9 protein-coding genes are annotated in these 10,198 nt (G+C 22.2%); 1 reads left to right on the top strand and 8 read right to left on the bottom strand.

Features of this window, described 5'->3' with window-relative positions; translation table 11 throughout:
- The coding region (locus ACTTBK_RS07595) for a hypothetical protein (RefSeq protein ID WP_440619469.1) at nt 1-718 on the bottom strand (718 nt) is incomplete at its 3' end.
- Between the two features lie 82 nt (nt 719-800).
- Nucleotides 801-1,826 (bottom strand): O-antigen ligase family protein, encoded by a 1,026-nt coding sequence (locus tag ACTTBK_RS07590; RefSeq protein WP_440619468.1) that lies wholly within the window; start codon nt 1,824-1,826, stop codon nt 801-803.
- Between the two features lie 298 nt (nt 1,827-2,124).
- On the opposite strand from ACTTBK_RS07590, the gene ACTTBK_RS07585 reads away from it, so the two are divergent.
- Complete coding sequence (locus ACTTBK_RS07585; protein WP_440619467.1) at nt 2,125-3,087, top strand: hypothetical protein; 963 nt, start codon at nt 2,125-2,127, stop codon at nt 3,085-3,087.
- Here ACTTBK_RS07585 and gmd read toward each other — a convergent pair.
- Genes gmd through ACTTBK_RS07555 form a run of 6 tightly spaced genes read right to left on the bottom strand, consistent with a single transcriptional unit; the run spans nt 3,079 to nt 10,194 of the window.
- Entirely contained in the window at nt 3,079-4,110 is a 1,032-nt protein-coding gene (gene gmd, locus ACTTBK_RS07580) for a GDP-mannose 4,6-dehydratase (RefSeq protein WP_440619465.1), read from the bottom strand. The genes ACTTBK_RS07585 and gmd overlap by 9 nt on opposite strands.
- Nucleotides 4,107-5,030: a GDP-L-fucose synthase family protein gene (locus ACTTBK_RS07575; protein WP_440619464.1), complete on the bottom strand. Its 924-nt coding sequence runs from the start codon at nt 5,028-5,030 to the stop codon at nt 4,107-4,109. Before ACTTBK_RS07575 ends, gmd begins: the two co-directional genes overlap by 4 nt.
- Complete coding sequence (locus tag ACTTBK_RS07570) at nt 5,030-5,977, bottom strand: NAD-dependent epimerase/dehydratase family protein (protein WP_440619462.1); 948 nt, start codon at nt 5,975-5,977, stop codon at nt 5,030-5,032. The genes ACTTBK_RS07575 and ACTTBK_RS07570 overlap by 1 nt, the downstream gene beginning before the upstream one ends.
- A complete protein-coding gene (locus ACTTBK_RS07565; protein WP_440619460.1) occupies nt 5,974-7,650 on the bottom strand; it encodes a hypothetical protein in 1,677 nt (558 codons plus the stop codon). Before ACTTBK_RS07565 ends, ACTTBK_RS07570 begins: the two co-directional genes overlap by 4 nt.
- Nucleotides 7,632-8,516, bottom strand: coding sequence for an alpha-1,2-fucosyltransferase (locus ACTTBK_RS07560; protein ID WP_440619458.1), 885 nt, complete (start codon nt 8,514-8,516; stop codon nt 7,632-7,634). The genes ACTTBK_RS07565 and ACTTBK_RS07560 overlap by 19 nt, the downstream gene beginning before the upstream one ends.
- The gene (locus ACTTBK_RS07555) at nt 8,503-10,194 is read right to left on the bottom strand and encodes an ATP-binding cassette domain-containing protein (RefSeq protein WP_440619457.1); all 1,692 of its coding nucleotides are present in this window, start codon (nt 10,192-10,194) and stop codon (nt 8,503-8,505) included. Before ACTTBK_RS07555 ends, ACTTBK_RS07560 begins: the two co-directional genes overlap by 14 nt.
- Nucleotides 10,195-10,198: the final 4 nt, after the last annotated feature.

Here is a 10,198-nt window from a genome sequence, read left to right as displayed (position 1 = left end):
ATATAATTAATAATAAGATAGAAAAAAGTAATATTAGTTTAAAAATAATTCCTAAATATTTTCTTATTTTTTTTCCAGATGTGATCTTAAACCTTTCTTCTCTAAAAAAAATTTCTGAAAAAATTTGAAAAATAGAACTTATTCTATTTATAAGAAAATAAGATATTAAAATTTTTGGAAAAAAAATTGAAATAAAAATTTTATCTAGAGAAAATAATGATGATCCCAAGAATGTAATAAGTGAACTTCTAAAAGAGTAACCATTTTTATCAAATTTTATTTCTATTTTTCCGTATAGATATACTGATGAAATCAAATTTATTAGAGTAAAAAATAAAATTAAATTTAAAAAAGAAACCTCTAAAAGAATGGAAAAATAAACTGAAAAAAACTTTAATATCGCTACAAAAAGTAAATATTTAGAATTTGAGGTCAGCATATCATTATATGCTGCTTTTGCTGATATTAAATTTATCCAAAATAAATTTAAACTCAAAACAATGAAAACAAAACTAATTAAAAAATCATATTTAATTGAGCAAAATATGAAAATTAGAATTTTTAAAAATAAGTAAAATATTAAAATTTCCTTTCTTATTGATAAAATGCCTTTATTTTGAAAAAAAAACTGAATAGATCCAAAAACTCCATTTAATAAACTTGAAATCGAAATTAGTTGAATATAAATAAAAAAATCATCTGTGAAATCTTTTGCCAAAATTAAAAAATAAAATTGAAAAAAAATCGATATAAAAGAATATATGTAAAAAGTTTTTCTACTCAATTTTAGAGCCCATTAATTACTTTAATGTCCTACAATTACCCAAATTATTTAAAGAATTAAACATCAAACCCAACACTAACCAATATTGTGATCCATTCCATGTTGTAAAAAAACTACCATTTGATGATATTGGCCATATATAAGCTAGATACAGAGCAAAAGAACAAATAAATAAGTGATATTCTATTTTATCTATCTGATTTCTGGTGAATAAAAATTTAAATGATTTTAAAACTATTATTAAATTAAAGGCTATAAATAAAAATAATCCTAATATTCCTGTTTCAGACATTAGCTCTAAATATAAATTATGCGGATGTGAAGAGCATAGCTGATGTCCATTTTCAGGTCTTAAGTCATTTAGCTCTATATCACAATCAACTCTAAAATTTTTTACACCAACACCATTTAAAGGATTTTTTTTCCATAATCGATATCCAGAGCTATATAATTTTCCATAGGTACTATCCTCAAAATTTAAAATTATATTTTTAAAATCACCATATCTATTTTGTACATGTGAACTATTGAAATTAATTAAAATAATTAAGCTTAAGAAAACTGTAAGAACTAAAATTTTATATTTTTTTAAGAAAATTAAAATTAATATGAAGCTAAAGCAAAATAATAAAAAAGCCATTCTTTCACCTGTAATCAATATAATTATTGTACTTGTGATAATAAAAAGAATTAATTGAAATATTTTATTTTTATTTTTAAAAAAATTATATAAGAAAAAACTCATTAATATTGTGCAAAATTTTTGCAGATATGAACCAGCAATCAGTTCATCACCAAAGAAACCTGCAAATCTATCCCCATGATCAGGATAACCGAATATGTCTTTGCCGAAAAAAAATTGTATTAAAATATCTGCTTTTGTTAAAAAAATAATTAATATCCAAAATGTGAAAATTTTCTTTAAAGAAATTCTTTGAAAAGCAAAAAAATATATACATCCAAAAAATAATATAAACCTGATAAAGAAAAATGAAGTTTTTAATGATGATAAAAAATTTGTTGCAAAAAAAGAATTTATCAAAATATAAAAATAGAAAATTAGAATTATTAAAATAAATTTTTCTTTAAACAGCAAAAATTTATTTTCTCTTTTGGCTAATATAATAAAAAAAATTGAGCATAATAATGTCAAAAAATTAACGAAGGGTGAACCAAGTATATAAAAAATAGGGCTTGTTAAAATTAAAACATCCAATAAATACTTCAAATCAAAATTTATTTTTTTCTGTAAGTAGTATTTCATTTGTAGTAATTATATTTACACAATGGATATTTCTTTTTTTCAAAAAATATTATTTATAATTTTAATTTCTTTTTTTGTGAATTTAATATTAACTTTGATATACAGAAATCTAGCAAAAAAATATAGTTTTTTTGATATACCCGAAAATATAAGTGTACATAAAAAAAAAATTATTACTGCAAGTGGAATAACTTTTGTTATAACTTTTCAAATTTTGGGTGTAATTTATTTTTTCACTAACATTTATGATAATTTAAGCTTTGAAGTTTACGGAAAATTTTGGATATACTATTTTAGCATTCTATTGTTGGGAATTTTTTTTTTCTTTGATGACATTAAAAAGATTAATCCTGTATATAAGCTTTTTTTTCAAACAACTATTCTTTTTTTATCAATACCTTTGTTAAACTTAAATTATTTTCCGTTTGAAAATTACACTAAATTAAATGTAATAATTGGTTTATATTTTTGGGTTTATACAATAAATATCATCAACTTTACTGATGGAACAGATGGCTTTCTTTCAACTAATTGTTTAATTTCCTTCATTGCGATTTCATTAACTGAAATTAATCAATCGAATTATTCATTTGTATTAATGTTAAGTCTGATTTCAATTGGAATTATAATTTCTTATTTAATTTTTAACAAACCTCCTGCTAAAATTTTTATGGGGGATACAGGAAGTATTATTTTAGGTTTCACTTTATTTATTTGTTCTTACAAATTATTAATAGATGGATATTGGTATATTGTCTTTTCTTATATAATTTACACTTATCTTGATTGCACATTAACTCTTATTAATAAAATTTTGAAAGGCCAGCTTCCTTGGGCTAGATTATTTGATTATAATTTCTTGAAACCCATTAAAAAAAATATTCACAATAAATCAAAAGTTTTTTATATAAATTTAACTTATAATTTGTTGATACTCTTAATTATAATTTTACAACTTTATTTTCAGCTAAACTATTTATTTGTTTTATCATTCATTTTAGCTTTAATTAAAATTAAGATCTATAGGGTCTTAGGATAAATTTTCTAAATCAGAAGCGACCATCTCTTTTACTAATTTAGTATAATTTATTTTTGGCGTCCATTTTAATATTTTTTTTGCCTTCATATAATTTCCCTTTAAAAAATTAACTTCATTTGGTCTGAATAATCTTTTGTCAATCTTAACTAAAACTTCTTTTGTTTTTTTATCTATACCAATCTCATTCAAAGATTTTCCTTTCCAAATAATTTGGACATCGATGCACTTGAATGCATCTTCAACAAATTTTCTTACTGTAAAACTTTTTCCAGTTGCTAAAACAAAATCATCTGGTTTCTTTTGTTGTAATATTTTATACATGCCTTCAACGTAATCTTTTGCGTGACCCCAGTCTCTTTTGGCGTCAAGATTACCAAGATACATTAATTTTTGTTTTCCTAACTTTATTTTTGCAACTGCCATAGTAATTTTTTTACTAACAAAAGTTTCTCCTCTTAATGGGCTTTCATGATTAAACAATATTCCATTACAAGCAAAAATCTTATAAGCGTCTCTATAATTTTTTGTAATATGGTATGCATAAACCTTTGCGGTTCCATATGGACTTTCTGGACTTAATATTGATTTTTCTGACTGTGGAGCAGGAGTGTTGCCAAACATTTCAGACGTAGATGCTTGATAAAATTTTATATTCTTTTTTTTCCTAACATTTCTAATAGCTTCTAAAATTCTTAGAGGACCTAAAGCATCACAATTGGCAGTATACTCTGGAGTTTCAAAACTCACTTTAACGTGAGATTGAGCACCCAAATTATAAATTTCATCAGGCAAAATATCTGAAATTAAATTTTGTATATTAGAAGTATCTGTTAAATCTCCATAATGTAAAATTAATCTTCTATTTTTTTTATAAGGATCCTCATAAATACTATCTACCCTCGAAGTATTGTATGAAGACGATCTTCTTTTTATTCCGTGCACTTCATATCTTCGTTTAATCAAAAACCTCGCTAAATATGCACCATCCTGTCCAGTAACACCAAAAATTAAAGCTTTCTTCATTTTAATGAATTGTACCAATTTATAGTTTCTTTTAACCCTTTATCCAAACTAATTCTAGGTTTCCAGCCAATTTTTTTTAATTTATTAATGTTCAACCTTTTTCTTGGAGTGCCGTCTGGATACTTTCTATTAAAAATGATTTTTCCATCATAACCAACTATTTTTTTTATTTTTAAAGCAAGGGATTTAATTGAGATTTCTTGACCTGTACCAATATTAATTGGTTTGTCTTCATTGTATTTATCAATAGTAAATATTATTGCTCTAGCCAAATCCTCAGCATATATAAATTCTCTTAATGGTTTACCAGTTCCCCAGAGTTCAACTACATCTTGATTATTTATTTTTGCTTTTGAAATTTTATTTATTAAACCTGGAATCACGTGACTATTATAGTCGTCAAAATTATCATATTTACCATAAACATTTGTAGGCATTAGAGATATATGGTTACAATTATACTGTTTTCTATATGCTTCAATTAACTTCAATCCTGCTATTTTTGCTATACCATACCATTCATTTGTTTTTTCTAAGTAGTTCGAAAGTAAATATTCCTCTTTTATTGGTTGTTTGGAGTTTCTTGGATAAATACAAGAAGATCCTAAAAAAATAATTTTTTCAACTTTATTTTTCTGGCAGGCTTCAATAAAGTTAATTTGTATTTTTAAATTTTCTAATAAAAAATTTACTGGATATTTACTATTTGCATAAATTCCACCTACTTTAGCAGCACATAAAACAGCAATTGAAGGTCGATTTTTTTTTAAAAATAAATTAATCCTATTTTTCTTAAATAAATCACATTGACTTCTGCTGCTACCTATTACTCTTCTTTTATTTTTTTTTAAAATATTAATTAAATTTTTTCCAACCATGCCATTAGCACCAGCAACCCAAATTTTAGAATTTTTATTCATTATTTCAGTTTAAGTTCAAAATAATTTTTTACAGTATTTTGTAGGCCTGTTTTTAAAAGTGTAAATTTTTTAAACCCTGTTATTTTTTTTATCAATCTATTATCTCCATATGTTTTTAAGCTATCTAAACTATTTTTATTTTTATAAATTATTTTAGGTCTATTAATAAAATTATCTAAAATAGATATAACTTTATTTAACGACACAGGTTTAGAACTACAAATATTAAATATATTATAATTTGATTTTAGTTTTTTTTTCAAAAGAATATTCATAATTTCAACTACATCTTTAATGTATGTAAAGTCTCTTTTATAATTTCCATTGAAATTTAAATTAAATTTTTGTTTATTTTTAATAGAACCTAGATATTTATATAAAAACATATCAGGTCGACCAAGTTCACCATAAACTGTAAAAAATCTTAATCCAATTGTTTTCAAACCATAATGATTTGTATATTGTTTTGCATATTCTTCATTATGAACTTTTGTAGATGCATAAATTGATAAAGGATTAAGTTTATTATTTTCTTTAGTTGGAAATTTATTTGTATTTCCATATACTGAACTTGAAGAAGCATAAAATAATTTTTTCACATTTTGATTTCTTGCAAATTCCAAGATATTAATAAAACTATTGATATTATTTTTGATATAAACTTTGGGATTTGTAATTGAGTATCTTACACCTGGCTGAGCTGCCAAATGAAAAATTACATCAATTTTTTTAATTTTTTCATATAAATTTTTTTCTTTAGACAAATCTTCTTCCAAAAAAGAAAAATTTTTAAATTTTTTCAAAATTGATAATCTTTTCTTTTTATAACTTGTATCATAATAAGAGTTTAAATCATCTAAACCAATTATCTTATGATTTTCTCTTAATAACCTCATACTTAAATGAAATCCAATAAAGCCAGCAGAACCTGTAATTAATATTTTCATAAATTAGGTGGATCTAAATATATAATTTTTTCATTATTTATTGCCCATTTATACCATTTATCAAGATCATCCAAATTGTCCTCCATAATATTAATTTTTCTTTTAGGTAAGAGATTATGGTCTAGTGGATCAACTTTTCCAGGATTTTTTGAAAAAACAGATTTAAATGACTGCATTTTCCACAATCTATTATCGAAACTTAAAAGTGCATGTTTTTTCGCTAAATCAATTATATTTTTTTCTAAACTACTTAATTGTTGCAAGTTCATTAGAATATTTTCGTATTCATTTATAGATTTTGGATCTACAGTAAATCCCAAATCAGAATATCTACCTGTGCCCGCTAATATTGTGGTAATGCCTTTTGTTGGTGCTTCCATCCCTGCAGTTCCTCTAACTGTAATTGCATAATTACTTATTTTAAACAAATCTGAAGTACTAATATTTGTTGTTGGATACAATATTTTTACATGTTCACCCAGATTACCTACAAATTTCTCTATTACTTGAATTTCTGCATACTTGCCATCCACATTATTTCTTTTGTATTTCCATATGTTTGCTGGGTGAACTTTAAGTATCCAGTTTATCTCTTTATTTTTATTTGCTAACTTTAAAGTTTCTATCAACCACTGACCATAATCATCATACAAATCTTCACCAAAAAAAAGATTGGTGTCCCAAAGAATATGTGAGTAAATTACAGCAATTTTCTTTTTATTTTTAAAATTAATTCTATCTAATATTTCATCTTTGCTCATTTTTACTATTTTATGACTATTTCTAGATTGAAGTATATATTTATCATTATACCTATCTTGAAAAATATTATTTAAAATTTTTTGATGATTTTCTGAAAATTCTATTTCATTATTTTTTAAGAATTCTTCTTTAGTAATTATGCTTGGATGAAATCTTCTTGTCTTTTTATTTAATTTTAAGAACGTTAGTGTTTTTTCATTCCATGGCTGATGAAATTGAATTACGTTTTTACCCTGATCTATAATTACATCTACATAAGGTGCATATTCAATATAATTGACATCAAATGAGGCTAAATATATGTCAAAACTTTTTTTTTTAAAAATTAGTTTTGATAATTTAATTTTATATAAAATTTCATTTAAGAAAAATTTGATAGTTGAGATAACTTCAGGGTCATTAAAGTCAATTTTTCCTGAAAATAATTTTTTTGATAAACTTGCAATGATAGTTGGTCCTATCCAAACATTTTCAAAATACCATTCTTTTATTATATTGATAGAAATTTTATCTTTTAAAAAATTTAAAGCTATTTCATTAATATCTTTTTTACTTATGTCGGGATTGTATTTATTTACATAAATAAATTTTTTTATACCAAAGCTTTTAAAAACTTTAATAGAGTCGTGATGATAGGTTTCAGTAAGTACTGTTATGTCCCAGCCTTGTTTTAAAAATGGCAATACTAACATTGATTGTAATTTTGATTGATAAATCCAATTAGAAAGTGAAATAATTAAAACTTTTTTTCCATTAGGCACAACTTTATCCACCTCGAAAGATATCTTTTTATTTATTTGATAAAAATCTAAATAAATTTTTAGTGACTGGATAGGGTTTTTTAAAACTCTTATAATTTTTAAAATAAAATTTATATCTTTAATTTTTTTTTTTAATTTATTGTAATCCACGACGCGTTTTTTATTTTGTTGAAATTTTTTTCATTTATTACAAAAATTTTAGATTTCGGTGAAATCTTTTTTTTTAACCAAGCGGCCCACCAATAAAAAGTACTATTTGAAATTATTAAATGGTCCATTTTAATCATTGAATTTAATGTTTTGATATTTCCATTTATCATTTCATTGTCTATAATTTTAAATTGTATTTTTTTTTTAAAAAAATATTTTATTAAAAGTGAATTTTTTAATAATTTCTTTTGTGTAATAAAAACAATAATAATTATATTTTTAAGATTTAGCTTTTCTATAGCATTTATATATTTTTTTTGACTTACTACGTTGTGATGATGTTTATCATACATTGAAACTTCTTCATACATTCTTATACAAATTCCAATAAATTGTTTATTTTTATTTTTATTTTTTAGATTATTTATTAATTTATTTTTTTTTAAATTGATGATTTTTTTAAAGTTTGTTAATGAAAAATCTTTAAAATTTTTTTCATTTTGAAAATAACCATAGAGCAAAACTGGTTTGGAATTCTTTTTTAAATCACCCAAATTATGATTAAATGAATTTGCAAAAATATTATGAAAAAAAATATTTTTTTTAAAAATTTTGAAAAATATAAACTCAAAAAAGATTAAAAATTTTTCAAATAATCTTGTTTTAGTAATATTTAGATTAAGTGTGTCGAGTTCATATTTTCTTTTATATTTAAAATCAAAAAAAAAACCTAAATAATTTTCAACAATTAATTTACCATGAATTTTTTTTGAAAAAGACAAAGATGATGCGTATTGAAAAAGCTGGTTCCCAAATCCACCCATAGAAATTAAATAAACTCTTTTTGGTGATTTAATTATTTTCATTATTGCTCAAATCATAGACAGTATCACAAATATCCAATAGTTTTTTTTTATGAGTAGATATGACCATTGTTAGATTCTCTCGTTTTAATTTAATTAATGATTCTATAATTTTTGATTCGGTCTCATCATCAAGTGAACTAGTAAATTCATCAAAAATTATAATTTTCTTATTCTGATAAATCGCACGAGCTATACCTATTCGTTGTGATTGCCCTCCTGATAAATTAGTTCCATTCTCACCAACTATCATATCAACTCCTTTATTATCTACTAAATTTTTTAAACCTGCTAAAACTATAGATTTATTTAATCTGTTTTGGTCAATATTGTCTTCTGTAAAAAAATTTAAAGTTATATTATTTTTTAAAGATGAATTAAGTAAATGAATATTCTGTGGAACCACTGTCATTAAATTTGATAAATCAAGGTGTTTGTTACTAACATCAATATCATCAATAAAAATTTTTCCATTAGGCATTTTAATTAGGCCAAGTAAAATATCAATTAAAGTTGTTTTTCCTGATCCAGATTTTCCAATTAATCCAACTATTTGATTTTTATAAATATTAAAGTTTAAATTTTTAAATATAACTTTTTTTTCGTAATCAAAATTTAAATTCATTTTAATTTCTTTTTTAAAATTATTTAATTTAAAAAATTCTTTTTTATTCGGGATAACTTTAATTGACTCATAAATTTCATTAAGTACTTTTTTTTGTGAATTTAAAATTTGAATATTTGATACAAGTTTATTAAATATTGGAATTAATTTAATTAGAATTACAAAAAATACCCCTAGAGAAACAATAATGTTTTGATCATCAAAAATTATATCTGAAAATATAATTATTGTACCAATTAGAACTATTCCAATAAATTCCATAAAAATTCTTGGAGTTTGAGTAATTATAATTACTTTTTTTTGAGGGTTAAAAAAATTATTTAAATATATTTTGAGATTAGATAAAAATTTTAAATCAAATTTTAAAAACTTAATTTCTTTAAATAGAGAAAAACTATCTTTAACTATTTTAATAAAGTTTTCATTTGAGATTTGTCTTTGTTCAATAAAGTTAGAGAGTTTAGTTTTATAAAAAGAAAAATAAAAATAAGAAACAAATATTAAAAATACTGAAACAAATAGTGTTATTTCTAGATTATAAATAGTTAAAAAAACTAAGTAAGAAATTAAAATTATAATATCAGGTATAATTAAGAAAAAGGGCAAAAATACATTAGAAGAAAAAAAACTTGGCTCATTAATAATATTCTTCAAATAATGAGATGTATCTTTTTTAATAAATTCTAAATATTCTTTAGATAATATATTTTCATAAATTTTAGTTGTAATTTTTTTTAAATTTAGAAAAATATATTTAGTACTTAAATTTAAATATATTAAAGAAACTATAAATTTTAATAAACTTAAAATAATTAATGTTAAAACTATAAAATGTAAATTGCTTAACTTTGTATTAAAAAATTCTTTTAGCTTGAATAATTTGTTATAATTTGTTGATATCTCACCTTCGTTTATAATTTGAAATAATCCTGGTAAAGCTGAGATTATTAATATTTCTAGAAATGTAATAAAAAGTGATATGAATATAAGAAAATAAAATATTTTAATATTATTTTGTCTTAATATATTGATTAATTTTTTTAGATATGAAAACATTTAA

The sequence above is a fragment of the Candidatus Pelagibacter sp. HIMB1493 genome (genome assembly GCF_052047995.1).
Lineage (GTDB): Bacteria > Pseudomonadota > Alphaproteobacteria > Pelagibacterales > Pelagibacteraceae > Pelagibacter.
Note: the sequence above shows the minus strand (reverse complement) of the source record. Positions and strands in the feature narration are given on the sequence as shown.